We start from the raw sequence: 24,970 nt of genomic DNA on the forward strand, positions 1-24,970 counted from the left end.
GGGCCCGTTCAGCCGTGTACGGCCGCCACGCTCAGATCGCGCAGGCGGCAGAACTCCTCGGCACCGTCGTTGCGGTAGCGCCACGGCAGCGCGCCGACATAGCCGTCCACCTGCCGGAACAGCTCCAGGGCCGGCTCGTCCCGGTCCTGTACGCACAGGTAGTACGCCAGCAGGTGCCGGACCTCGGCGAGCCGGGGGTGGTCCGGATCGGCCGCCGCCGCGTCGGCCAGGGCGGCGTCCACCAGGGCGCGCGCCTCCTCGGTGTTCTCCGGTGCGTAGCCGCCGCCCTCGGGCTCCTCGCGGTGCTCAAAGAGGACGATCAGCGGGAGGATCCGCAGCAGGCTGCCCAGCGGCGCGTCGGCCGCCGCCCGCGCCGCGAAGCCGCGGGCCAGCTCCTCCGAGCCGCGCCACTTCGCGCACCAGTACTGGAGCGCCGAGAAGTGCGCCTCGTAGTGGTACGGCGCCCGCTGGACGATCTCCGCCCAGAGCCGGTCCAGCCGGGCGTGCGGATAGCCCAGGCCGAGCGCGGTCCAGATCTCCACGATGTACGGGGTCGGGTCGTCCGGCGCCAGTTCGGCCGCGCGGGCGCACTCCGCGACGGAGCGCTCCAGCACCCGGCGGAACCCGGCGAACTGCTCGTCGCTGGTGTACTTGGCCCGTTGCGCGCCCCGGATGTCCCAGGCGAGATCGACCGTGGACCGGGCCCGTACGAGCGCGGCGTCCGGGTCGTCGGGACGCTCCGCCTCCCAGTCCGCCAGCCAGCCGTCGTCCTTGGCGGCCAGATCGCCGAGGAATGTGACGTACAGGCTGCGCCGGTCCCAGTCGGGGCCGCCCGCGGTGGCCGTGGCGCTCCGCGTGGCGGCCAGCAGTTCGGCGGCGGGACGCCAGTCGCCGGCTTTCAGGGCGGGCTGGACGGCGGTGAGTCCCGGCTCCAGGGGCGCGAAGTGCTCGGTGTTCTGCCGCTCGGGCGGCAGAAACCCCAACTCGGCGCTCTCCGCGGATAGTTCGGAGGCGGCGGGGCTGTCGGTCTCGCCGCGCATCTGCCGGCGGAACTCCTGGACGAACGTCACCACGTACACGTCCCAGGCCAGCAGTTTCACGAGGAGGAAGAGACAGCCCAGGGAGAGCAGGATGATCAGGGCGACGAGCATGGGCGGTTCCTTCGTGGGTGCGGAGGTGCAGGTGTTGTGCACGTACGGCTGCGCGCGGCGGCGGTCCGCCGCCCGGGCTCACCGCGCCTGGTCGAGCAGGAGCCGCTTGAGCGGCTCGGTGTCCGGCCGGTCGGCCAGCGCCGCCGCGACCGCGGCCTCCGGGTCGTGCTCGGTGCCCTCGGGCGCCAGCCGTACCTCCGCCGCCTCCGACCAGGAGAACGTCCAGCTCAGCCGGGACCGGCCGGCCAGTTCGGCCAGGACCATGCCGGTGACACCGGTCACCAGCGCCGGGCGGACCAGCTCCTGGAAGGCCCGGCCCGTGACCGTGGCCGTCCTCTCGGAGAGCGGCAGTCTGCGGGCGAGCTGCCACAGCTGGCCGTCGTCGATCACCCTGAGCAGCACCGCCATGGTCGGCACATCCCGGGTGTAGTCGGCCAGCGCCCGGTGCAGCGGCGAGTCCAGCGCGCCGAGCCGGGCGCGGGAGGACTCCGTCAGCAGCTCCGGCCAGTCGGCCGCGCGGCGCATGGCCCGCGCGTCGGGCGTCAGCACCGCCTCCTCCAGCGCCTCCAGTGTGCGGGCGGGATCGGCGAGGAGGTCCAGCGCGGCGCCCTTGCCGCTGTCGGTGGCGGTGGCAAGAGCAGAGGCAGTGGAGGTAGTGGTGGCGGCGGATCCGGCGGCCGGGGATTCGTCCCGCGTCAGTGACGTCGGCAGCTCCTCGATCCGGCGGACCCGGTCCGCAATGGGCGGGTGCGAACCGTACGGAGAGACCGGCTCGTCCGGCAACTCGTCGCGCAGCGGCAGCAGTTGCAGCGCGCGGGCGCTGAGCAGCTCCCCGAAGCCGCCGAACACCGCGCCGCGCGGCGGGAGCAGCCCGGCGTCCGTGCCCATCAGCGCGTACGACCGGAGGTAGAAGCCGTGCGCGGAGTCCAGCACCGGGATCTCGCGCAGCGCGGACGCGGTGGCGTCCCGGCCGGCGATCCGGGCGGCCGTCGCGTCGGCCGCGTACTCCTGGCGCCGGGCATCGGCCAGTGTGGCGCGCAGGGAGAACTTCGCGTAGCCGGTGTAGAGCCGGGCCATCACGCGGTACGTGAAGCCCGCGCCGCCCGGGTCGATCTCGCGCGCCTCGCGGCCCTTGGCGAGCCGCTTCTCGTTGCGGCGCTCCTGGCGGGCCCGCTCCTTGTCCTGCGTACGGTCCGCGCGTGCTTCGAAGTCCCCTATGGTGCGCAGCAGTTGATCCCGTCCGCGGCGGATCGCCGGGCCGAGCCGGGTGTCGGAGTGCGAGTAGTGGCCCAGCTCATGGGCGATGACCGACCGGGACTGCGCCTGATTGAGGCCCTGGAGCAGCGGCACGCCGAGGAAGAGCAGCCGGCGGCCCGGCAACAGGCCCAGCAGCCGGGCCTCTTCGGTGACGGCGGCGTTCACCTCGGCGGTGAGCACGATAGCGTCCGGCGCCCTGGTGCCGACCTGCTCCGCCAACTCCCGTACTGTGTGCCAGAGTTGCGGTTCGTCGTCCGCGTCGACCGGCAGTCCGGGCGGATAGTCGTCCGGGTTGCGCCGACTGCCCAGCATGAACATGCCCCGTACCACGGGTATCGCGAGCAGCAGCGACACCAAGGACAGCTTGACCGCGACCGAGGCCGGGCCCCAGCGGAAGAGCGCGTAGTCCGCGCCCGCGAGCGCGCCCAGCACCACGAGGCCCAGCAGATGGAATCCGGCGAGCAGCGCGAGTGCGCGCAGCGCCCGGAGAGACGCCCCCATATGAATTTCCCCCCTCTTCGGAAAAGACTGAGGGAGTATGCATCAGGCGTCCGACCGGCCCGTATCCGGGGCGCGGTTGCCGTGGGTACGGGTACGGGCGGGCTCAGCCGGAGGCGCGGGCGCGGAAGGCGCGCCGGTATGTCGTCGGTGGTACGCCCAGCACCGTCTGGAGGTGCTGGCGCATCGACTGGGCCGTGCCGAAGCCGGCGTCGCGGGCGACCCGGTCGACCGGGAGGTCCGTCGACTCCAGGAGCTGGCGGGCACGTTCGACGCGCTGGCGGACCAGCCACTGACCTGGGCTGATGCCGGATTCCTCGCGGAAGCGGCGGGTGAACGTCCGGACGGACATCGACTCCTGCTCGGCCATGTCGCGCAGCTGGATCGGCTGGTGGAGCCGGGCGAGCGCCCAGGTCCGGGCGGCGGTGGTGGTCGCCAGCCGGGGTTCGGGCACCGGGCGCCGGATGTACTGGGCCTGACCGCCGTCCCGGTGCGGAGGGACGACCGTACGGCGCGCGACTTCGTTGGCGACGGCCGAGCCGTGGTCGCGGCGCACGATGTGGAGGCAGAGATCGATACCGGCGGCGACCCCGGCGGAGGTCAGGACATCGCCGTCGTCGATGAACAGGACGTCCGCGTCCACCCTGATCCGGGGGAACAGCTGCTGGAAGTGGGCGGCGGAGGACCAGTGGGTGGTGGCGGGCCGGCCGTCGAGCAGCCCCGCCGCGGCCAGGACATAGCCGCCGGTGCAGATCGACACGAGCCGGGTGCCGGGGCGGACATGGGCGAGGGCGGCGGCCAGCTCCGGGGTGAGGACGCCCCGCTCGTGGACGGGACCCAGTTCGTACGACGCGGGGACGACGACGGTGTCGGCGGTGGCCAGCGCCTCCGGGCCGTGCTCGACGAGGATCGAGAAGTCGGCGTCCGTACGGACCGGGCCGGGCGCGCCGACCGCGCAGGTCACGACCTCGTACAGCCGCTCGTGCCGCTGCTCCCGCTGCCGCGATGGGTGCCGCGCCGGGTGCCGGGCCAGGCCGAAGATCCGCTGGGGGATGCCCAGCTCGAACGGGATCAGCCCGGGGAGGGCGAGGACGACGACGCGGTGCGGGCGGTGCGGGGGAGTGGGGCGGTGGTCGTGGTCGTGGGCCATGGCCCGATCGTAGCGAATGCTGTCTGTCCGGCCACTCGTCCGGAGCGGGCGGCTCGGCCGATGCTGTCCGGCGTGACACAGATAAGTGAGAACTCCGAGGTAAGCGGCCCGCGCGGGCCGCGTCGGGGTTGGCCCCGGCCCCAGTCCCGGCCTCAGTCCGCGCCCCGGCCCCGGCCCGGGCGTCGGCCGCGGTTCCACCGGGCCTGGTCCGTCGCCGTGGTCACCTTCGTGACGATCATCGGCGCGGCGGCCTTCGCCTCGCTCCCCGGTCTGCTGATCGAGCCGCTGCACACGGAGTTCGACTGGTCACGCGGCACGATCGGGTTCGCCGTCTCGGTCAATCTCGCGCTGTACGGGCTGACCGCGCCGTTCGCCGCCGCGCTGATGGACCGCTTCGGGATCCGCCGGGTCGTCACCGTGGCGCTCACCGTCATCTCGGCGGGCTCGCTGCTCACGGTGTGGATGACCGCCGCCTGGCAACTGGTGCTCTACTGGGGCCTGCTGGTCGGGCTCGGCAGCGGCTCGATGGCGCTGGCCTTCGCCGCGACCGTCACCAACCGCTGGTTCGTGGCCCGGCGCGGACTGGTCACCGGCATTCTCACGGCGGCCGGCGCCTCCGGCCAGCTCGTCTTCCTGCCGCTGCTCTCCTGGCTGGTGGAGCGGCACGGCTGGCGTCCGGCGGCGGTCACGGTGGCGCTGGCCGCCGCCGCGGTGGTGCCGTTCGTCTGGCTGCTGCTGCGGGACCATCCGGCGGACGTGGGGCTGGCCCCGTACGGCGCGCCCGCGCTCGTACCCAAGCCGCCGCCGGTGCCCGGTGCCGCGCGGCGGGCGGTCGGGGTGCTGGTCCGGGCGGCCCGCACCGGGCCGTTCTGGCTGCTGGCGGGCACGTTCGCGATCTGTGGCGCCTCCACGAACGGCCTGGTGAAGACCCACTTCGTGCCCGCCGCGCACGACCACGGCATGCCGATCACGGCCGCGGCGTCGCTGCTCGCGGTGATCGGGGTCTTCGACGTGGTCGGCACGATCGCGTCCGGCTGGTTCACCGACCGCTACGAGGCGCGCCGGCTGCTCGCGGTCTACTACGCGCTGCGCGGGATCTCGCTGCTGTTCCTGCCGATGCTGCTGGCACCGACCGTGCACCCGCCGATGGTCTTCTTCATCGTCTTCTACGGTCTGGACTGGGTCGCGACGGTCCCACCGACCATCGCCCTGTGCCGGGAGCACTACGGCGACGACAGCGCGATCGTCTTCGGCTGGGTCCTCGCCTCACACCAGATCGGCGCGGCGGCCGTAGCCTTCGCGGGCGGCCTGGCCCGCGACATCTTCGGCTCGTACGACGTGGTCTGGTACGCCTCAGGCGCGCTGTGCGCGGTGGCGGCGCTGATGGCTTTGGTGATCAGCCGCCGCCCGGCGGGGGCGGCGGGCGCGGCGTCGGCAACCGGCTGACCTCCGGCCCGGGCGCCGGTCGAGGTGCCCGTACACCGTCGAGCGCGGCTGGTCCGGGGTGAGCTTCGTCGATCTGGTGATCAGGGACTGGCCGGCCGTCGATGTGCGGCAGTAGCCAAGAAGCGTTGTCGGAAACCACCCCAACGATCGTTCGCCGACACTCCCGGGCCAGTCGGCTAGCTCGTGCAGATCGCGGCCTCGATGTGGGCGAGCTGGGCGGCGAGGATCTCTTCGAACGCGGCGCGGCGGTCCACCCCGAGGGGGCGGACGTCGCGGGCGAAGTGGGCCAGGGCCGGGAAGCGTTCGGGGTCGGCGCCGAGTACCGCGACGCGGAACAGCTCCATGCCCTGTTCGTGTTCTTCGGGGGTGACGGTGCTGACCCCGGCCTCGGAGGCGATCAACGCGGCGATGAGGACCGCGATCCGGTGGTAGCACGCCGGGATCTCCTCGTCGGGCAGTCCCGACGCGCGCAGAGCCTGTAGCGCCTCTTCCATGACCAGCCGGGAACCGGTGCCGCTTGACGCGTAGCGTCCCCAGACCGCGGCGAGCTGGGGCTGCTGACCGAATGCCTCTCTCACGCGCAGGGCCAGGGCCGTGATGCGCTGCTTCCAGTCGCCCTCGGGGCGGTGGCCGTCCATGGCCGCGAGAAGAATCCGGTCGGCGACCGCGCGCAGCAGTTCGGTCTTGCTGCGGAAGTGCCGGTAGAGGCTGGAGGAATCGGTCCCGAGGGCCGCGGCCAGCTTGCGCACGCTGAACGAATCCGCGTCGCTCGTGCGCAGCAGCTCCGCCGCCGCATCCAGGATCTCTTCGGTCGACCAGCGCCTTCGGCCTGCCATCTTGCTCCTCTCGCCGGATCTCAGCCTAACCTATGCACTTGTTGTTGCACGCACCGCGTGCATAATGAGGACATGGGCATGCCTGAGGACATGGGCATGCCGGGCGGCCCGGCAGGAGGCGGGTCGGCGTGCCGCTCGTGCCCTCTTATCCGGGTCAGGCGACCGATGCGGAGCGCAACCCCGGGGAATACGAAAGGACGCATGACGTGAAGTACCCACTGGACTCCACGGCGCTGAACGCAGCCATCGAAAACGTCCACCGCGCCGGGATGCCGGGCCTGTTCGCCGCGGTGCGTGACGGCGACCAGGTCTGGCGCGGTGCCGCCGGGGTCGCGGATGTCGCCACCGGTCGCCCCGTCACCGCCGACTTGCGGCACCGGGTCGGCAGCATCACCAAGACCTTCACCGCAGTCGCAGTCCTGCAACAGGTCGAGAGTGGTCAGATCGGTCTCGACACATCGATCGGCCGGTACCTTCCGGGGCTGGTTCCCGGAGAACGCGGTGAAGCGATCACGGTCCGGATGCTGATCAACCACACCAGTGGCCTCGCCGAGTACCTTCCGTACGCCTACCCCTCCCTCAAGGCGTTCCCCGCCCTCGCGGACACCGGACCCCAGAGCCTGGACGACCACCGGCTCACGCGGTTTCACCCCACTGAACTGATCGAGATGGGGGTCACCGCACCTGCCGTGGGCGCCCCGGGCGGTACGCCGGGGGTGTACTCCAACACCAACTACCTGCTCCTCGGCGAACTCCTGCAACAGGTGACCGGCACTACGGCCGAGCGGTACATCACCCGGAACGTCATCGAGCGCGCCGGGCTCCGGGACACCGAATTCCCCGCCGGACCATACGTCGACGGGCCGCACTCGCAGCTCTACGAGGCGTGGTTCGGCATGATCGACCCGCCGCGCGACTACAGCGTCTACGACATGTCATGGGTGGGGCCGTCGGCCTCGCTGATATCAACCGTCGCGGACCTCAACCGTTTCTACGGCATGCTGCTGGCCGGGGAGATCGTCAGCCCGTCGTCGCTGGCGCAGATGCAACGCACCGTTCCGGTCGTCTCCCAAGAGGGAAGGACGATCGACTACGGCCTCGGCCTGCACCCGATGGAGGGGCCCGGTCAGGGCATCTTCTGGGGCCATGGCGGCACGGTCTGGGGTGGTGGAGCGCTGGCCATGACCCGTGCCGACGGGAAGCGTCAGATGGCGGTCGCGGTGAACCTGCAGAGGTGGAACGGGCTCGACTCCTCCGGCAAGCCGCAGCCTCATCCCATCGACGACGCGCTTGTGGCTCTCTACCGCGTGGCGATGCACAGCTGACCCGGCCGGGGAGAGTGACGGCCCCCGTCCGGACGCCTTTGACCTCTACCGTCCAGCCCGAGTGCCGATCGCGACGGCGACGTCAGCGCCGGGCTACCGCGTCCGGCGGGCGAGGGACTTGCGTTCACTCGATCGTGTGCGGGCCTCGGCGCGGAGGCGGGTGCGTTTTTCGCGGGCCAGGGCCTTGCCTATGCGGCGGGCGTCGAGGGCGAGTTCGCGGAGCATGCCGCTGATCGGGTTGGTGAAGCCGGTGAAGTAGAGGCCGGGGGCGTGTTTGGGGGTGCGGGCGCCGCGGACGGTGGGGTGGCCGCGGGGGTCCAGGACCTTCAGGTGGCCCACCAGGCCCTCCAGCGCGCGGTGGTAGCCGGTCGCCGCGATGACCACCTCGGGGGTGATGCGGGAGCCGTCGGCCAGGACGACCGCGTTGCCCTCGAAGGACTCGACCGCGGCCACCGGCTCGACCTGTCCCTTGCGTACGGCCTTGATCAGGCCCACGTCCTGAAGCGGGATCGCGCCCTCGCGGGCCCGCGAGTACAGGCCGGTGTCCGGGCGCGGCAGGCCGTATGCCGAGAGGTCGGGGATCGCGATCCGGGCCTGGAGCGCGGCCACGCGGTCGACGAGCCGGGTCGGCAGCCGGCGGATCAGGATGCCGGTGGCCTGCGCCGGCCAGCCCAGGGTGGAGCGGCGCACGATGTGGGGGGCGTTCCTGACGGCGAGCCGGACATGCGCGGCGCCGCCCTCGACGAGGTCGACGGCTATCTCCGCGCCGGTGTTGCCGACCCCGACGACCAGCACGTCCTTGCCCGCGTACGGTCCGGCGTCGCGGTAGCCGCTCGCGTGCAGCAGGGTGCCGCCGGAGGTCTCGTACGTCTCGCGGCCGGGCCAGTCCGGCAGCTTCGGCGTGTGGTTGAAGCCGGTCGCGACGACGACCGCGCGCCCGCTCAGCTCCCGCCCGCCGGTCGCGTGCAGCAGCCATCCGGCGCCGTCGGGGGCCCGGTCGATCCGGGTGACCTCGACACCGGTGACGGTCTCCAGACCGTGGTGCTCGGCGTACTTCTCCAGGTACCGGACAACGTTGGCACGCGCCACCCAGCGGCCGAACGAGCGCGGCATCGCGAGCCCCGGCAGCCCGGACCGCGCGCGCGTGGTGTGCAGATGCAGCCGCTCGTAGTGCCCGCGCCAGGACGCCCCGACGGCATCGGCCTTCTCCAGCACGACGGCCCGCACACCGTGTTGGCGCAGCACGGCGGCGACCGCGAGCCCACCGGGGCCGCCGCCGATGACGTACACGGGACGGTCATGGGTGAAGTCGAAATCGGCACACATGTCAGCAGAGCGTAGTCGTATCTTCACAATTGACGGGTCTCGTTCACACCGGGATTTCGATTGCGAATAGGTCACGCCGCCCCGCCGCGCCCCGCCGGGCCGTTGGGCTCACGGCCAGAGCAACTCCCGCGTCCAGTCGTCCGCTTCTCCGCCGCGCCGGTAGCGCAGCCGTACATGCCGCCTGCGCTCGTCCCCCTGGAAGAACTCCACCTCGTCGGGCACCAGTACGTACGCCGTCCACGTCGGCGCCTCCGCGGTGGGCTCGTGGTGCGCCCGGTCCCAGGCCGCCGCGCTCGCCTCGGCCAATTCGGCTGCTGAGGCGAGGACTTCGCTCTGCCGGCCGACCAGTGCGGCGGCCAGCGCGCCGGTCGAGCGGGCGCGCAGATCCGCCCGCGCGGCCTCCGGGCCCGCGGTGCGGACATGACCTCGCAGGCGTACGGCCCGGCCCTGCGCGGCCCAGTAGAAGCCGAGCGCGGCCTCGGGGCATGCGGCCAGCTGGCGGCCCTTGCGGCTGGTCGCGTGGGAGGCGAAGTGCCAGCCGTGTTCGTCCGCGTCGTGCAGCATCAGGGTGCGTACGTCCGGACGGCCGGATACGTCGGCGGTCGCGAGCGTCATGGTGTGCGGTTCGGGCTGGCCTGCCGCCACCGCCTCGGTGAACCACCGGTGGAACAGCGGGAGCGGATCGACGGGTGAGCCGGCCGGATCGAAGACGGGCAGTGCGGTGTCCCAGACGCGCTGGGCGCGCAGGAGCGCGCGGAAGGTCTCCTGCCGCTCGTCGCGCGAGTGTTCGTCGGTCATGGGGACATTGAACCCGTGGCGGCGGAGTGTCTGTGTGTCCGCGCGTCTGTGGTGTCGCGTCGCCGGACCGCTCGTTCGGTGCTGGTGCTGGTGCTGGTGCTGGTGCTGGTGCTGTTTCTGTTTTTGCTTACTTCGCGGGCTTCTTGCCGGTGATTCCCAGGTGGACCAACAGCGCCAGGTTCGGCTTCAGTTCCGCCTGCTTCACGCCCCAGCTCTGGAAGTTCTTCTGGTGCGAGGCCACCGCGGCGAGCATGACGACCAGGGAGCCGGCCAGTGCCGCCGGGCTGATGTCCTTGTCGACCCGGCCCTTGGCCTGAAGTTCCTTCACCGATTCGGTGAGGGAGTTGGTCACGGAGTTGAGGATCTTGAGGCGGATCTTGTTGAACCGCTTGTCGCCCTCGGCCGCGCCCAGGTCGACCACGCGGAGGATGGCGTCGTGTTTGCGCCAGAAGTCGAGGAAGCCGTCGACCAGCTCCTCCGCCGTCTGCCAGCCGGCCTTGCCGACCCAGGAGCGGCCGGAGACCAGTCCGGTCAACCCCGTGCCCTCCTTGGCCATTTCCTCGGCGATCTCCAGGACGGCGCCCTCGACGTCCGGGAAGTACTGGTAGAAGGTCGCGGGCGAGGTGCCCGCCTTCCGTGCGACGTCGATGACTTTGACGTCCCGGTACGGCGAGGAGCTGAGCATCTCGCCGAGGCAGTCGAGCAGCTTCTGCCGCGTCGCCTGCCCACGTCGACCAGCCACGCGGCCGTCGACGGTGCGCACTTGTCCTGTCATGCCGTCAGCTTACCGAGGGGTGATCCCCGCGCGATTTGGCCGACTGCAAATGGGGAAGCGGCCCTCTCGCACAGGGGTGCGGCGGGGTGGGGGTCTGGTCTCTGGCTGGAAATCGGCGTGAATAGTGTTATCAACAGCCTGTGGATAACTTCGGTGGATAACTCGTGGTGGCAGCCGGCTCACGCGCTGCGCTTCCGCCCCCGGCGCATTAGCTTGGCGGTGCGGGAAGCATGTTTCCACGTCCACGCCAGGAAGGACCCGGGCCCATGGCCGCATTCGCGGAATCCACACCGTGCTGGGTGGATGTGTCGCTCCCCGATCTGGAGGCGGGCAAGCGCTTCTACGGGGAGCTGTTCGGCTGGACCTTCGGCGGGAGCGGTGACCGGGAGTCCGGGCAGTACACGGAGGCGTTCAGCGACGGGAAGCGGGTGGCCGGGCTCGTCGCCAAGAAGGACGGGCGGATGCCCACCGTCTGGGGGATCTATTTCGCCACCGCCGACGCCGTCGCGCTCTGCCGCCGTATCACCGAGGCCGGCGGCCGGCTGGTGCGCGACCCGGTGGCGATCGGGCGCAACGGGATCGTGGCCCAGGCGGCCGACCCCGACGGTGCCGTCTTCGGTGTCTGGCAGGCGGGCGAGGACCCGGGCTTCGAGAAGAAGGGCCTGCCGGGGTCCTTCTGCTGGACCGAGTGCTACACCCGGGACAAGGAGCGCGTCGACCGGTTCTACGAGACCGTCTTCGGCTTCCGGGGTACGGATCTGCCCAGCCCCTCCGTCGACTTCCGGATGTGGTCCCCGGCCGGTACGGAACCGGGGGAGGCCACCGCGATCGGCGGTCGCAGCGTCATCACGGACGCCTTCCCGGTGGAGCTGCCCAGCCACTTCCTCAGCTACTTCTCCGTTTTCGACTGCGACGCGACCGCCGCCCTCGCCGTCCGCCTCGGCGGCCGGGTCAGCGCGCCGCCGTTCGACATCCCGCACGGCCGGATGGCCGTGCTGCTGGACAACCAGGGGGCCTCCTTCGCCGTACTGTCTGAGTCGGCGGCATCAGCGGCGGCGTCAGCGGCGGGACCGGCGGCATCAGCGGCCTCCGCCGCATCCGCGGATGCGGCGGAATCCGGCCCGGAGCGGGGTCGGAAACCGGCGTAAGAACCCGAACCCGTACAGGTCGTGGTGTCCGGATCGCTACAGGACACCCCGATCCGCCCCCGGGTTCGCAACAGCCGCCTCCGACAGGAAGAATCAACGGGGATGGGGCCGTACCTTCGTGGCCCGTACGGGGAGGTGGCAGGCAAGTGGAGCAGCTGACGCAGCACGACCCGCGGCGTATCGGCCCTTTCGAGGTGCTGATGCGGCTCGGGGCCGGCGGCATGGGGCTGGTCTACCTCGCGCGCTCGGCTTCGGGCCGCCGGGTGGCGATCAAGACCGTACGGACCGAACTGGCCGAGGACCAGCTGTTCCGGGTCCGCTTCACACGTGAGGTGGAGGCCGCCCGCGCCGTCAGCGGGTTCTACACCGCCGCCGTGGTGGACGCCGACCCCCGGGCCGCCGTGCCCTGGCTGGCCACCGCCTATGTGCCCGCGCCCTCCCTCGAAGAGATAGTGAACGAGTGCGGTCCCATGCCGGCCCAGGCGGTGCGCTGGCTGGCGGCGGGCATCGCCGAGGCGCTCCAGTCGATCCACGGCGCCAACCTCGTCCACCGCGACCTGAAACCGTCGAACGTGCTGGTCGTCGAGGACGGGCCGCGCGTCATCGACTTCGGCATCGCCTCCGGCGTCTCCAACACCCGGCTGACCATGACGAACGTCGCCGTGGGCACCCCCGCCTACATGTCGCCCGAGCAGGCGCGCGACTCGCGCAGCGTGAAGGGCGCCAGCGACATCTTCTCGCTCGGCTCCACGCTGGTCTTCGCCGCCACCGGACACGCGCCGTTCCACGGGGTCAACGCCGTCGAGACGGTCTTCATGCTGCTGCGCGAGGGCCCGGACCTCGACGGGCTGCCGGACGAGCTGAGACCGCTGATCGAGTCGTGCATGCAGACCGACCCGACGCTACGGCCCAGCCCCGCCGACCTCCAGGCGCAGCTGGCGCCGCACCTCTTCGCCTCGGGCGGTGACGACAGCGGTACGGCGTCGGCGTGGCTGCCCGAGGCCGCCACCGCGATGATCGAGCACCGGCGGGCCGGCGGCCGGGTCCCCGCGCCCGCCGCGCCCGCCTCCGTACGGCAGGCGGAGAGCCCGCCCGTACGGCCCCCGGCCCCGCCGCCGGCCCCGCCCCGGCCGCCCGCGCAGTCGCCCGACTGGGACGCCGCGTGGCGGCCCGACGGCGGTGGCGCCGGTGGCGCCGGCGGTGGCCGCCGCGTCGGCGGCAGACCGGCCACCGAGCCGCAGCGGACCGCGCCGCACCCGCCGCCGACCCCGTTCCCGCCGCCCCCGGCGCCCCCGCGGATGGCGCCGCGGACCGCCCCGTCGACGCCCCCGGACGGCCCGGTGCGGCTGCCCGGGGCCCCGCTGCCGATCGGTCCCGGACCCCGGGTCGCGGGCGGGCACGGCGCGGGCGCCGCCGAGGCCGGGCAGGCCACCGGCTGGGTCAGACCGCCCGCCGGGCTCACCGCCCCCGACGGCTCCCCGGGCGGCCCCCTGCCGGCCCCGGCCGCCCCGCCGGTGCCCGCGCCCACCAGGCCGCCCGACGCGGCGCCGCCCGGCCCCTGGCGGCCCTGGCGGTTCCGTATGTCGAACGACGTCTGGGGAACGCCGGTCGTCGAGGACGATCTGCTGTACGTCACCTCCTTCGAGGTGCACGCGCTGGACGTGGCCAGCGGACGCCGCCAGTTCAAGACCCGCGACGTGGCCTGGGCGATGGCCGTCTCCGGCGGCCGGATCCACGCCTCGGACGGCCCCACGCTCTACGCGCTCGACGGCAAGGACGGCAGCGAGCGCTGGCGTCTCCAGACCGACGCCTGGGTGTACTCCCTCAAGGTCGACCGGGGCACGGTCGTCACCGGGACCCGCGGCGGCGGCGTCCAGGCGTGGGAGGCGGCGAACGGCGAGAAACTCTGGGAGACCTCGGGCGCCCAGACGGACTTCGAGACCCCCGAGGCCGGGCCCGCCATCTCCGGCGGCACGGTCTACGTCTGGAAGGACGCCCGGCTGCTGGCGCTGGACGCGCGCTCCGGCACCGAGCTGTGGTCGTACCCCATCGGTGACGCGGCCTCCTGCGGCGGCGTACCCGTACGGGTGAGTCCGGCCCCGGACGGCCAGCTGTACGTCGCGGCCGGTCCGCGCGTGCTCTCCATCGACCTCACGAGCGGTCATGTGCGCTGGCACTTCGAGGCGCCCGCGGTCTTCCTCTCGCCGCCCGCCTTCGCGCCGGGCCCGGCCGTCACGGGCGGCGGGGTCTACCTCGCCGACTACCTCGGCACCGTGTACGCGCTGGACGCCGCCACCGGCAAGGACCGCTGGCGGATCGCGACGGAGTCCCGCCAGTCCATCGAGCCGGTGCTCGTCGCGGACGGCAACATCCATGTCGGCAGCGGCAGCGCGCTCTACACCCTCGACGCGGTGACGGGCACGCCCAAGTGGCGCTTCGCGGCGGGCGGCGAGGTGATCGGCGCGCCGGTGGTCGCGGACGGCCGGCTGCACTTCGGCTCGGCCGACCATGTGCTGTACACCCTGGACGCGAGCGGCGGCCAGCTCCGCTGGAAGCTGGCGACCGGCGGCGAGATCACCGGCTCGCCGGTGGCGCGGCGGGGTGTCGTGTACGCGTGCAGCAAGGACCGGTGCGTGTACGCGCTGGACGCGGTGAAGGGGACGGCGACGGGACGCGGCGGCGCGCGGTAGGAGTCCGGGTCCGCCTCAACAGGCCCTATGCGCGCGGGTCGTTGGACGGGCGGTCGGGGGATGGGCGGTCGACGACGGGCAGGGACTGGGTGTCGCCGTCGTGGGACCAGCCGTCCGGGGGCCGCGCGGACGCGGACGGGTAGGGGTGCGGGTCGGGGTGCGCGTACGGGTCCGGGTGAGGGTAGGGCTCGGGCGCGTACGGCTGCTGGCGCTGCGGCGGGGACTGCGGCTGATGCTGCGGCGCCGGGCCCGGGTCGTACCCGTACGGCGACGACTGCTGCTGAGGGGCGTACTGCCAGTCCTGCGGCGGCTGTTGCGACTGCTGAGGCTGGTACGGGTGGGGCTGATACGGCTGCGGCTCCTGACGCTGTGGTGCCGGGGGCCAGGGCTGCCTGGCGCGGCTGCGTCCGCTCATCAGCAGCGCGGCGATCAGCAGCACGATCCCGCCACCGAGGGCGTACGCGACACCGATACCGAGCCCCGACCCGTCACCGTTGAGCGCGAGACTGCCCGCCGCCTGCCCCTGACGCACCATCCACAGCACGGTGAAGCCGAGAACGGCCAGCCCGGACAGCCCCACCAGCGCCCGCGAGCGCAGCGTCAGCGCGAAGAGCGTGAGCAGCGCCGCGAAGGCGAAGGGCAGGAGCAGCGAGTCGAACAGCCCGGAGCCGCGGTCGGTCAGGCCCTCGAACAGCTCCGCGATCCGGAAGTCGCGCCCCTCCCGGCCGTCGTACCAGGGGCGGAACGGGGCGATGACGGCCGCGGCGGCGCCGATGAGCGCGAGGATCGAACCGAGGACGTTACGGACCATCGTCGGCCTCCCGGGCGGTACGGAATGCTGCTCCGGCTCCCGACGCTACGCCCCGTCATCGGCGTACGCCATGCGATCGCGGCCGATTGGCACGCGCGGGGCGACGCTGGGCCACCCGTGGGGCGATGCTGGGCCATGCGGGGGCCACGCGCGGACGGGCCGACGGGGGTGCGGGCCCGCGGCCCTGTCCGCCGGCCCGCACCGCCCTGTCACCCGACCGGCAGGCCCTAGTGGTTCAAGGTGAGGTGCCAGTCGCCCCGGGGCGTGGCCGGTATGAGTGTGTCGCCGATGCTGGTGGCGTGTACGTCGCCGCTCGTGGCGTGCATGTCGCCCGCGAGGGCCGGTGACGCCGCTCCGGCTGTCGTGGCGGCCACAAGGGCGGTGGTGATCAGAATGCGCTTTGCGAGGGTCATGTCGTACCTTTCGGGCGAGACTTGATCGAGCGGAGTGCTGTTGTCGGCCGACGACCCGACCGGGAACCGGACATGCCACGACCGCGACGGCTCCCCCTCCGCGCCGTCGCGGTCGTCACCCCCGTCAAGAGGATTTTTCAAGCGGCATCAGGCACCGGGTTCACCGGTGGCGTGCGTGTCCCCCTGGGTGGTCGCGCCCGCGTCCGGGCTGCCGGTGGCGTGCGTGTCGCCCTGGGTGGTCGCGGCCGAGTCCGGGCTGCCGGTGGCGTGCGTGTCGCCCTGCGGCTTGAGGGTCGAGCTCTTCTTGTCCGTCATGACCGTTGACTCCCTTTGTGGCGTTCGAGTGCTGGGGCGATGAGGCCCGTCCGGCGGTTCCCCCGGGCGACTGCCGGACGGGCTACTCAGGGCCGCTCACCCTAGGGGTACGGCCTGACACCGATCCATCTGCCCCCCGACGCAACGGATCGACGACTACGACCGTGCCAGGCAGCCCTAAACGAATGATGAACGCCCAGCCCAGGGGGCCCGGTCAGGCCGCGGCCACCGACGAGAGCAGGGCGCGCACATCCGCCGCCTCCGGTGAGCCCAACTCCTCGTACGTGGCGAGCGCCTCCCGCCAGCAGACGTGGGCGCGGCCCGTCTGGCCGATGCTGTTCAGGGCGCGTCCCAGGGTCGTCAGCACATTGGCGCGCCGCCAGTCGCCGCCGATGTCCCGGAGGATGGTCAGCGCTGCCTCGGCGTTCGACGCCGCCCGTACCGGACGGCGGGCCAGCAGATCGACCTCGGCGAGCCGGAACAGCGACATGCCCTCCCACAGCCGGTGCCTGCTGTCTCTGAAGGTCTTCAGCGCCTCCGTCAGCCGGTCGGTCGCGTCGGTGAGATGGTCCTTCTGCGCGAGGGCCATGCCCAGCGCGTAGCGGGCGTTCGCGCCGCGGAGGGTGTTCCCCGTGCGGTCGTAGATCTCCATGCCCTGCTGGGCGAGCGCGATCGCGCTCGCCGTGCGGCCGAGGGCGAGCCGTACGCGGGAGAGATTGCAGAGCGAGGAAGCCTCTCCCGCCTCGTTCCCGTCCGCGCGGTAATCCGCGATGGCCCGCGTCAGATGCCGCTCGCCGTCCGGGTAGCGGTTCTGGTAGAGAGCGATGATGCCGCAGTGGTTCGAGGCCCAGGCCATGGTCAGCAGGTCGCCGGAGTGGTGGGCCAGCGCCCGGGCCTGTTCCGCCTTCTCCTTCGCCCTGTCGAACCGTCCCGTGAAGTGGTGGACGTTGCTCATCGTGATCAGGGCGCGCCCCTCCAGCCAGGGATCGCCCGACGCGCCCGCCGCCGTCAGCAGTGCCGCCGCGGCCTCCTCGTACTCCTTGGAGTTGGCGCCCGACTCGCCCAAGTCCAGCGACGCCCACAGCAGATCGACCGCCCGGCGCAGCGTGCCGGGGCGGTCGGCCGCCTGGTGTGCGCAGGCCAGCACGGAGTTCGCCTCCGCGTAGAGCCAGTCCTCGCCGTCGCGCCGGTCCGTGAACGACAGGCCCGGGTAGGCGGTCGCCTCCAGCCGGTCCGGCAGCCGGTCGCCGGGCCGTTCCAGCGCGTACACGTTCGCCGTCGTCGCCAGATAGAAGTCCAGCAGCCGGGAGAGCGCGTCCTCCCGCCGGGACGCGGGCTGTTCGTCGCGTTCCGCGCACGCACGCGCGTAGAGCCGTACGAGGTCGTGGTACCGGTAGCGGCCCGGGGCGGCGGATTCGAGCAGGGAGGTGTCGACGAGCGACTCCAGCAGCTCCTCGGCCTGTCTCACCGGCAGATCGAGGAGCGCGGCCGCGGCGGCGAGCGAGATGTCCGGGCCGTCGGCGAGGCCGAGCAGCCGGAACGCGCGGGCCTGGGACTGTTCGAGGGCGCCGTAGCCGAGTTCGAAGGTCGCCTTGACGGCGAGGTCGCCGGCCTGCAACTCGTCCAGCCTGCGCCGCTCGTCCGCGAGCTTCTCGGCGAGTACGGAGACGGTCCAGGTGCGCCGGGAGGCGATGCGGGAGGCGGCGATACGGATCGCCAGCGGCAGGAAGCCGCACGCGGCGACGACATCGAGCGCGGCCTCGCGCTCGGAGCTGACGCGCTCGTGGCCGATGATGCGGGTGAACAGCTGGAGCGCCTCGTCCGGCGACATCACGTCCAGATCGACCAGATGTGCCCCGGCCAGGTCGACCATCCGGCCCCGGCTGGTCACCACCGCCGCGCAGCCGTCCGTACCGGGCAGCAGCGGGCGGACCTGGGCGGCGTCGCGCGCGTTGTCCAGCAGGACCAGGACGCGACGGCCGTCGAGCGTGGAGCGGTAGAGCGCGGAGCGGTCCTCCAGCGAGTCGGGGATCGCGGCCGCGCTCATGCCGAGCGCCCGCAGGAACGAGGCCAGTACGGTCTCCGGCTCGGCGGCCCGGGGCCCGGCGCCCTGGAGGTCCACGTACAACTGCCCGTCGGGGAAGTGCGCGCGGGCCGCGTGCGCGACATGGATGGCGAGGGTCGTCTTGCCGACGCCGCCGATCCCGGCGATCGCGGAGACCGCCATCACCGCCCCCTCGGGGGTGGCCAGCCGGTCGCCCAGCTCCTGTACGAAGGCGGCGCGGCCGGTGAAGTCGGGCACGGTCGCGGGCAGTTGGGCGGGCCGGAGGACGGCGGGCGAGGTGGCGGGCTCCTCGGCGGGGCCGACGAGCAATGCGTCGGCCTCCAGGATGCGCTGATGGAGTCTGGCCAGCTCGGGGCGCGGGTCGACACCGAGTTCGTCGGCGAGCAGCCGGCGGGTGTCCGCGTACACGGCGAGCGCCTCCGCCTGCCGGCCGCCGCGGTACAGCGCGAGCATCAGCAGCTCGCGCAGCCGCTCGCGCAGCGGGTGCTCGGCGGTGAGGGCGGTCAGCTCGGAGACGGCCCCGGCATGGCAACCGGCCTCCAGGTCCATGTCAATTCGAGCCTCGGTGAGTTGCAGGCGCCATTCCTCCAGCCGGGCGCGCTGCGTCTGCGCGTACGGCCCCGGCACCGCGGCCAGCGGCTCGCCCGTCCACAGCTCCAGCGACCGGTTGAGCAGGTCCCGGGCCTGCGCGCGGTTCCCGGCGGCCCGCTCCTTGTCCGCGTGCCCGGCCAGTTCCTCGGCGACGCTCAGGTCGAGGGCCTCGGGCCCGGTCCGCAGGGCGTACCCGCCGGACTCGCTCACCAGCACGCCCGAGCTGAGCACCTTCCGCAGCCGCGAGGCGTACGTCCGTACGGCGGCCAGCGCCTGCGACGGCGGCCGGTCGCCCCAGAGCGCGTCGATCAGCTCGGGGGCGGTGGCGGTACGGCCCTCGCGCAGGAGCAGGGCGGCCAGCAGCGCGCGCTGCTGCGGCGAACCGGACGGCAGCGTCTCGGCGCCGCGCCAGGCGCGGACCGGGCCGAGCACGCTGAAGCGCAGCGCGTCGGTGCTGGGGTGCGCGGTGGCGCCGGGGCCGGCGTTCGTGTGTGCGCTTGTGCCCGCGCTCGCGTTGCCGTTCGCGTCGCCCTGCGCGGTCGCGTCGGCGCCCGCGTTTTTGCTCGCCCGGACGCCCGCGTCTTCGCTCGCTCCGTCGCCCGCGCGTCCGCCCTTCGTCCCTTCCGTACCCACCGGAGCCCGTCGCTCCCGCTGCTCCGGCACGCGCGGCTCGCCGTCACGTTCCATTGCTCCCCCTGCCCTGCCCCCGTTGCCGCCGTCGTTGCCTCATCGCGCTACCGCCGTACTGCCGTACCGCCCACGACAGTCTGCCCTGTCAGGAGCGTTGAGTCAGCAGTGAGTTCGGGTCTCCGCGGGCCCGGGACAGGATCGTGACGGCGGGCGGCCGGGAGGTTATTCAGAAAAGGATGCGGAGGCCGGCAGAAACGGTTCCAGCCTGTCCGGATCTCCTCCGTTCCCCCCTTATCTCCCCTTCACTTTCCCCGCTCTCCCAGGAAAATCGGGTTCGTGAAGGCGATGAGGGCGCCGGGCAGACCGGGGGCCGCCGGGGGGTGCCGTACCTCGGCCCGCACGTAGGTCGCGTACGAGGCGGTGGTACGCCACTCGACGGAGCCGGTGTAGGCGGCGGGGGCGGCGCCCGAGCCGGCGCCGGGGAGCGTGGCCGTGTGGACGATGCCCTGGTCGGTGAGGAAGCGGACGGTCCGGCCGGGGGCTCCGGTGACGTCGAGACGTACCGTCACCGGGGCGTCGGCGGCGACCCGCAGCCGCTCACCGATGCCCGCGTGCCGCCCCCGGCCGCCGGTGGCGCCGAAGGAGAGCGAGACCCGGGCGGACTCGGCGACATAGCTGCGGCCCGCGCGCAGACCCGCCAGGATCGCGTCGCGCGTGAGGTCCTCGGCCAGGACGACGGTCTGCGGGGTGCCGACGGGGTCCGGGTCGCGGTGGGCGTCGCTGCTGCCCATCGCCGGGATCCAGCGCCCGCCCGAACGGGCCGCCGCGACAAGGAGGTTGTCCCACTCGGCGAGGGACACCTCGTCGTCCGGGGTGTACGGGCCGTTCCAGACCTCGACCGCGTCCGCGTCCGCGAAACCGAACTTCCACGCGCAGCCGAGGCAGGTGCCGTGCGGATGCGCCGGGACCACCAGCCCGCCGGCGCGCCGGATCTCGCGCGCGTAATGGCCGAAACGGTTGTCGCGGGCGCGGTAGCGCCAGTCGATGAAGGTGCCCGGGTCCGTGCCGAGCGCCACGACATGGCCGTTGCGGGTGGTGACCTCCTCGCCGGTGAGGATCAGCAGGTCGTCGCCCCACAGGCCCTCCCACGCGCGGTGGCCGGCGGAGGTGTTGTGCTCGCTGCTGTTGATGAAGTCGAGCCCGGCGGTACGGGCGAGCGCGGCGATCTCGGCGGGTGTGCGCCGGCCGTCGGAGTAGACGGAGTGGAGGTGGCAGTCGCCCCGGTACCAGTCCCGGCCGCGCCCCTTCGCGCGCGGCGGCGGATAGACGGGTACGGGCGCTTCACCGGGTACGGGCTGGCCGCCTGCCTCGGGCGCCGGGCCGGGGCGCAGCGTCACCGTCACCTCGTACGGGAGTCCCGCCGGGGCGACCGTGTACGGGCCGAGGACGATGTGCCAGGTGCCCGCGCGGACCGGGCCCGGGAGATAGCCGGGGGTGGCCGCGTCCGCGCGGACGAAGAACTCGCTGCGGGCCCCGCCCGACCAGCCGCGGAAACCGGGGCCGCCGAGCCGGGTGCCGCGTTCGTCGAAGAGACCGATGTCGAGGGCGTTGCCCAGGGTGCCGGCGGGCACGGCGGGCCGCTCGTAGGCGTACGCGACATGGATCTCGGCGATGCCCTCGGGCACGTCCACGGGCAGGTGGACGAAGTCGGGGGCGCCCGGCGGGAGGGTGCCGCGCACGGTCCGGACCAGATCGCCGCCGCCCGACGCGCCTGACGCGCCTGACGTGCCGGACCCATCAGACCCGCCGCCGCCCGGGGCCGCCGCGCTCGCGAAGCTCACAGGCCCCAACGTAAGCGCGGCGGCGGCGCCCGTCACCAGGAGCCCGCGCCGGCCGGGATCTGCGGGAGTGTGCTTGTCGCGGTCCTTGTCCATGGTGGCGGCTCCAGGGGTGCCGAGGGGATTGGGTCTGCGCACTCCTGCCCACGCCCGGTGAACCGTGGCACACGGCAGGGGGGTCGCCGTATGACCGAAACAAGGCAGGGCCGCCTCTCCCGCGCCCGCCCACACCCCCTACCTGCGAGTAACAAGGCGCTGTACGGTGACAGCCGCCCCACCGACGCCGACGACGGAGGCTCCACCCATGCGGATCGCGACCACCATCTTCCTCACCGACGAGACGATCACCCCGGTGCGGCTCGCCCGCGAACTGGAGGAGCGCGGCTTCGCGGGGCTCTACCTCCCCGAGCACACCCATATCCCCGTCGAGCGCACCAGCCCCTACCCGGCCGGCGGCCCGCTGCCGCGCGAGTACGGCCGTACGCTCGACCCCTTCGTCGCCCTCGGCCAGGCCGCCGCCGTGACCGAGCGGCTCGGGCTCGGCACGGGCATCACGCTCGTCGCCCAGCACGACCCGATCGATCTGGCCAAGCAGATCGCCACCCTCGACCATCTCTCCGGCGGGCGCTTCACGCTCGGCGTCGGCTACGGCTGGAACAAGGAGGAGGCCGCGGACCACGGCGTGGAGTGGACGTCCCGGCGCGCGCTCACCCAGGACCGGCTGGCGCTGATGCGGGCACTGTGGGCCGCCGAACCGACCGCGTACAAGGGCGAGTTCGGCGCCGTACGGGCCAGCACCGCGTACCCGAAGCCGGTACGGGGCGAGCCCCGCGTCCTCATCGGCGGCGCGGCGGGCCCCAAGCTCTTCGCCGCAATCGCCGAGGCCGCCGACGGCTGGCTCCCGATCGGCGGCCGGGGCCTCACGGAGACCCTCCCCGCGCTCCGCGCGTCCTGGACAGCGGCGGGCCGCGACCCGGCCACCCTCCAGGTCGTGCCGTACGCGGTGATCCCGAGCGAGGGAAAGCTGGCGCACTACGCGGAGCTGGGCATCGAGGAGGTCGTCCTCCAGCTCCCGCCGGCGGGCGAGACGGAGGTACTGCACGCACTGGACGCGTACGCGGCGTACGTCTGAGGCGGCCGGCGGACCGGCAGCAGGCAGCCGGCCACCGACCGCCACCCACGGACGAGAGCCGTGCCACCTCCCCGGCGCCCGCGTCCACCCCGTTCGCGCTCGTATGCTCGGATCATGACGATTCAGCAGCCCGGAGGGCCGACCGCCAACTCCATGCGCCGTGCGCTCAAGCGCGCCCGCGACGGCGTCGCCCTCGATGTCGCCGAGGCCGCCGTGCTCCTTCAGGCGCGGGGGGACGACCTCACCGACCTCGCCGCGTCCGCCGCGCGGGTGCGGGACGCGGGGCTCGCGGCGGCCGGGCGGCCGGGGGTCATCACGTACTCCCGGAAGGTCTTCATCCCGCTGACCCGGCTCTGCCGGGACAAGTGCCACTACTGCACCTTCGTCACCGTGCCCGGCAAGCTGCGCCGCGCCGGGCACGGGATGTTCCTCTCGCCCGACGAGGTGCTGGAGATCGCGCGCCAGGGCGCCGCGCTCGGCTGCAAGGAAGCGCTGTTCACGCTCGGCGACCGGCCCGAGGACCGGTGGCCGGAGGCGCGTGAGTGGCTGGAGGCGGAGGGGTACGACGACACGCTCGCGTATGTCCGCGCCATGGCCATCCGGGTCCTGGAGGAGACGGGGCTGCTGCCCCATCTGAACCCGGGCGTCATGAGCTGGACCGACCTACAGCGGCTCAAGCCGGTCGCGCCGAGCATGGGCATGATGCTGGAGACCACCGCCACCCGCCTCTGGTCCGAGCCCGGCGGCCCGCACCACGGCTCGCCCGACAAGGAGCCCGCCGTACGGCTGCGGGTGCTGGAGGACGCCGGCCGCTCCAACGTCCCCTTCACCACCGGGGTGCTGATCGGCATCGGGGAGAACCACGAGGAGCGCGCCGACGCCCTCTTCGAGCTGCGCCGCGTCCAGCGGGCGTACCACGGCATCCAGGAAGCCATCATCCAGAACTTCCGCGCCAAACCGGACACCGCGATGCGCGGCATGCCGGACGCGGAGCTGGAGGAGCTGGCGGCCACCATCGCCGTCGCCCGGCACATCCTGGGCCCCGCCGCCCGGATCCAGGCCCCGCCGAATCTGGTCGACGCGGAGTACGCGCTGCTGATCGGCGCGGGCATCGACGACTGGGGCGGCGTCTCGCCGCTCACCCCCGACCACGTCAACCCCGAGCGCCCCTGGCCGCACATCGACGAACTGGCCGCGCGGACCGCCGAGTCGGGGTTCGAGCTGCGTGAACGGCTCACGATCTACCCGGAGTTCATCCAGCGCGGCGAGCCGTGGCTCGACCCCCGGCTGCTGCCGCACGTACGCGCGCTGGCCGACCCGGAGACCGGGCTCGCCCGGGAGGGCGTCCGGCCCGCCGGCCTGCCCTGGCAGGAGCCGGACGAGGGCTTCACCTCCACCGGCCGCACCGATCTGCACCGCACCATCGACACCGAGGGCCGCACCGGCGACCGGCGCGACGACTTCGACGTCGTGTACGGGGACTGGGAGGCGCTCCGCGAGGCCGCCGCGCCCGGCATGGTGCCGTCCCGGATCGACACGGACGTACGGGGCGCACTCGCGCAGGCCGCCGACGACCCGACCAAGCTCACCGACGCCGAGGCGCTCGCGCTCTTCCACGCGGACGGCCCGGCGCTCGACGCGCTGACCCGGATCGCGGACGAGCTGCGCCGCGATGTGGTCGGCGACGATGTCACGTACATCGTCACGCGCAACATCAACTTCACCAACGTCTGCTACACCGGCTGCCGTTTCTGCGCCTTCGCCCAGCGCCGTACGGACGCCGACGCCTACACACTCTCCCTGAGCCAGGTCGCGGACCGCGCCGAGCAGGCGTGGGAGGTCGGCGCCACCGAGGTCTGCATGCAGGGCGGTATCCACCCGGACCTGCCGGGCACGGCGTACTTCGACATCGCGCGGGCGGTGAAGGAGCGCGTCCCGGGCATGCATGTGCACGCCTTCTCCCCGATGGAGGTCGTCAACGGCGCCTCGCGCACGGGTCTTTCGATCCGCGAGTGGCTGACCGCCGCGAAGGAGGCGGGTCTCGACTCGATCCCCGGTACGGCGGCGGAGATCCTGGACGACGAGGTCCGCTGGATCCTCACCAAGGGCAAGCTGCCCACGGCCACCTGGATCGAGGTCATCACCACCGCCCACGAGCTGGGCATCCGCTCCAGCTCCACGATGATGTACGGCCATGTCGACCAGCCCCGCCACTGGCTCGGCCACTTCCGTACGCTCGCCCGTATCCAGCAACAGACCGGCGGCTTCACCGAGTTCGTCACACTGCCCTTCATCCACACCAACGCCCCGGTCTATCTGGCCGGAATCGCCCGGCCGGGCCCGACCGACCGGGACAACCGCGCGGTGATGGCCATGGCCCGGCTCCTGCTCCACCCGTACATCCCCAACATCCAGACCAGCTGGGTCAAGCTCGGTACCGAGGGCGCCGCCGAGATGCTCCGCTCGGGCGCGAACGACCTGGGCGGCACGCTGATGGAGGAGACCATCTCCCGTATGGCCGGGTCGAGTTACGGCTCTTACCGCTCGGTCAAGGATCTCGTCGCCATCGCGGAGGCGGCCGGCCGGCCGGCCCGGCCGCGTACGACGCTGTACGGGGAGGTCCCGGAGGAGCGCGTACGGGCGGCGGCGGCCTCGGACGGCCATCTGCCGGAGCTGCTGCCGGTGCTGCCCTCGTAGAACCGGCGGTTACCGGACCGGCGTAAGACGGGCGATTACCGGACCGGCGACGTTCGGACAAGAAAGAGGTGTCGGAAA

The 24,970-nt window shown here is 72.8% G+C and carries 18 protein-coding genes; 6 read left to right on the forward strand and 12 right to left on the reverse strand.

From position 1 onward, the window contains the following. Window positions 1-8 precede the first annotated feature (8 nt). From DVK44_RS19905 to DVK44_RS19915, 3 genes are all read right to left on the reverse strand, one after another. Window positions 9-1,151 (reverse strand): DUF4034 domain-containing protein, encoded by a 1,143-nt coding sequence (locus DVK44_RS19905; RefSeq protein ID WP_114660866.1) that lies wholly within the window; start codon window positions 1,149-1,151, stop codon window positions 9-11. Window positions 1,152-1,229: 78 nt separating this feature from the next. Next, window positions 1,230-2,909, reverse strand: a complete 1,680-nt coding sequence (locus tag DVK44_RS19910) for a M48 family metallopeptidase (RefSeq protein WP_114660867.1) — start codon at window positions 2,907-2,909, stop codon at window positions 1,230-1,232. Between the two features lie 103 nt (window positions 2,910-3,012). Further along, window positions 3,013-4,056, reverse strand: coding sequence for a GlxA family transcriptional regulator (locus tag DVK44_RS19915; protein WP_114660868.1), 1,044 nt, complete (start codon window positions 4,054-4,056; stop codon window positions 3,013-3,015). Between the two features lie 60 nt (window positions 4,057-4,116). Between DVK44_RS19915 and DVK44_RS19920 the strand changes: the two genes are divergently transcribed. Beyond that, window positions 4,117-5,502, forward strand: a complete 1,386-nt coding sequence (locus DVK44_RS19920; protein WP_408055337.1) for an MFS transporter — start codon at window positions 4,117-4,119, stop codon at window positions 5,500-5,502. Between the two features lie 176 nt (window positions 5,503-5,678). Here DVK44_RS19920 and DVK44_RS19925 read toward each other — a convergent pair whose 3' ends face one another. Beyond that, entirely contained in the window at window positions 5,679-6,338 is a 660-nt protein-coding gene (locus tag DVK44_RS19925) for a TetR/AcrR family transcriptional regulator (RefSeq protein ID WP_114660869.1), read from the reverse strand. A 206-nt stretch (window positions 6,339-6,544) separates the two neighbouring features. Between DVK44_RS19925 and DVK44_RS19930 the strand changes: the two genes are divergently transcribed. Beyond that, window positions 6,545-7,663, forward strand: a complete 1,119-nt coding sequence (locus DVK44_RS19930; protein ID WP_114660870.1) for a serine hydrolase domain-containing protein — start codon at window positions 6,545-6,547, stop codon at window positions 7,661-7,663. A 93-nt stretch (window positions 7,664-7,756) separates the two neighbouring features. Here DVK44_RS19930 and DVK44_RS19935 read toward each other — a convergent pair whose 3' ends face one another. The 3 genes from DVK44_RS19935 to DVK44_RS19945 all read right to left on the reverse strand — a co-directional run bounded on the left by DVK44_RS19935 (window position 7,757) and on the right by DVK44_RS19945 (window position 10,562). After that, complete coding sequence (locus tag DVK44_RS19935) at window positions 7,757-8,989, reverse strand: flavin-containing monooxygenase (protein ID WP_114660871.1); 1,233 nt, start codon at window positions 8,987-8,989, stop codon at window positions 7,757-7,759. A 108-nt stretch (window positions 8,990-9,097) separates the two neighbouring features. After that, window positions 9,098-9,787 (reverse strand): pyridoxine/pyridoxamine 5'-phosphate oxidase, encoded by a 690-nt coding sequence (locus DVK44_RS19940; RefSeq protein WP_114660872.1) that lies wholly within the window; start codon window positions 9,785-9,787, stop codon window positions 9,098-9,100. A 127-nt stretch (window positions 9,788-9,914) separates the two neighbouring features. Further along, a complete protein-coding gene (locus tag DVK44_RS19945) occupies window positions 9,915-10,562 on the reverse strand; it encodes a TetR family transcriptional regulator (protein ID WP_114660873.1) in 648 nt (215 codons plus the stop codon). A gap of 266 nt (window positions 10,563-10,828) precedes the next feature. Between DVK44_RS19945 and DVK44_RS19950 the strand changes: the two genes are divergently transcribed. Together DVK44_RS19950 and DVK44_RS19955 are read left to right on the forward strand one after the other, a co-directional pair. Next, entirely contained in the window at window positions 10,829-11,710 is an 882-nt protein-coding gene (locus DVK44_RS19950; RefSeq protein ID WP_114660874.1) for a VOC family protein, read from the forward strand. 146 nt (window positions 11,711-11,856) lie between these two features. Further along, window positions 11,857-14,400: an outer membrane protein assembly factor BamB family protein gene (locus DVK44_RS19955; protein ID WP_114660875.1), complete on the forward strand. Its 2,544-nt coding sequence runs from the start codon at window positions 11,857-11,859 to the stop codon at window positions 14,398-14,400. Window positions 14,401-14,425: 25 nt separating this feature from the next. On the opposite strand, the gene DVK44_RS37810 is transcribed toward DVK44_RS19955, so the two are convergent. The 5 genes from DVK44_RS37810 to DVK44_RS19975 all read right to left on the reverse strand — a co-directional run bounded on the left by DVK44_RS37810 (window position 14,426) and on the right by DVK44_RS19975 (window position 21,159). Beyond that, window positions 14,426-15,211, reverse strand: coding sequence for a phage holin family protein (locus tag DVK44_RS37810; RefSeq protein ID WP_114660876.1), 786 nt, complete (start codon window positions 15,209-15,211; stop codon window positions 14,426-14,428). 227 nt (window positions 15,212-15,438) lie between these two features. Then, the gene (locus DVK44_RS19965) at window positions 15,439-15,624 is read right to left on the reverse strand and encodes a hypothetical protein (protein ID WP_114660877.1); all 186 of its coding nucleotides are present in this window, start codon (window positions 15,622-15,624) and stop codon (window positions 15,439-15,441) included. A gap of 147 nt (window positions 15,625-15,771) precedes the next feature. After that, entirely contained in the window at window positions 15,772-15,939 is a 168-nt protein-coding gene (locus DVK44_RS36785) for a hypothetical protein (RefSeq protein WP_181957490.1), read from the reverse strand. 214 nt (window positions 15,940-16,153) lie between these two features. Beyond that, window positions 16,154-19,282 (reverse strand): AfsR/SARP family transcriptional regulator, encoded by a 3,129-nt coding sequence (locus DVK44_RS19970; protein ID WP_114660878.1) that lies wholly within the window; start codon window positions 19,280-19,282, stop codon window positions 16,154-16,156. A 245-nt stretch (window positions 19,283-19,527) separates the two neighbouring features. Next, window positions 19,528-21,159 carry a CehA/McbA family metallohydrolase gene (locus DVK44_RS19975; RefSeq protein WP_114660879.1) on the reverse strand — a complete coding sequence of 544 codons (1,632 nt, stop codon included), beginning with the start codon at window positions 21,157-21,159 and terminating at the stop codon, window positions 19,528-19,530. 208 nt (window positions 21,160-21,367) lie between these two features. Between DVK44_RS19975 and DVK44_RS19980 the strand changes: the two genes are divergently transcribed. Together DVK44_RS19980 and DVK44_RS19985 are read left to right on the forward strand one after the other, a co-directional pair. Then, window positions 21,368-22,195: an LLM class F420-dependent oxidoreductase gene (locus tag DVK44_RS19980; protein ID WP_114660880.1), complete on the forward strand. Its 828-nt coding sequence runs from the start codon at window positions 21,368-21,370 to the stop codon at window positions 22,193-22,195. Window positions 22,196-22,309: 114 nt separating this feature from the next. After that, complete coding sequence (locus tag DVK44_RS19985; RefSeq protein ID WP_114660881.1) at window positions 22,310-24,892, forward strand: bifunctional FO biosynthesis protein CofGH; 2,583 nt, start codon at window positions 22,310-22,312, stop codon at window positions 24,890-24,892. The last annotated feature ends 78 nt before the right edge of the window (window positions 24,893-24,970 follow it).

Origin of the sequence: Streptomyces paludis (genome assembly GCF_003344965.1) — a bacterium.
Taxonomy (GTDB): Bacteria; Actinomycetota; Actinomycetes; order Streptomycetales; family Streptomycetaceae; genus Streptomyces; species Streptomyces paludis.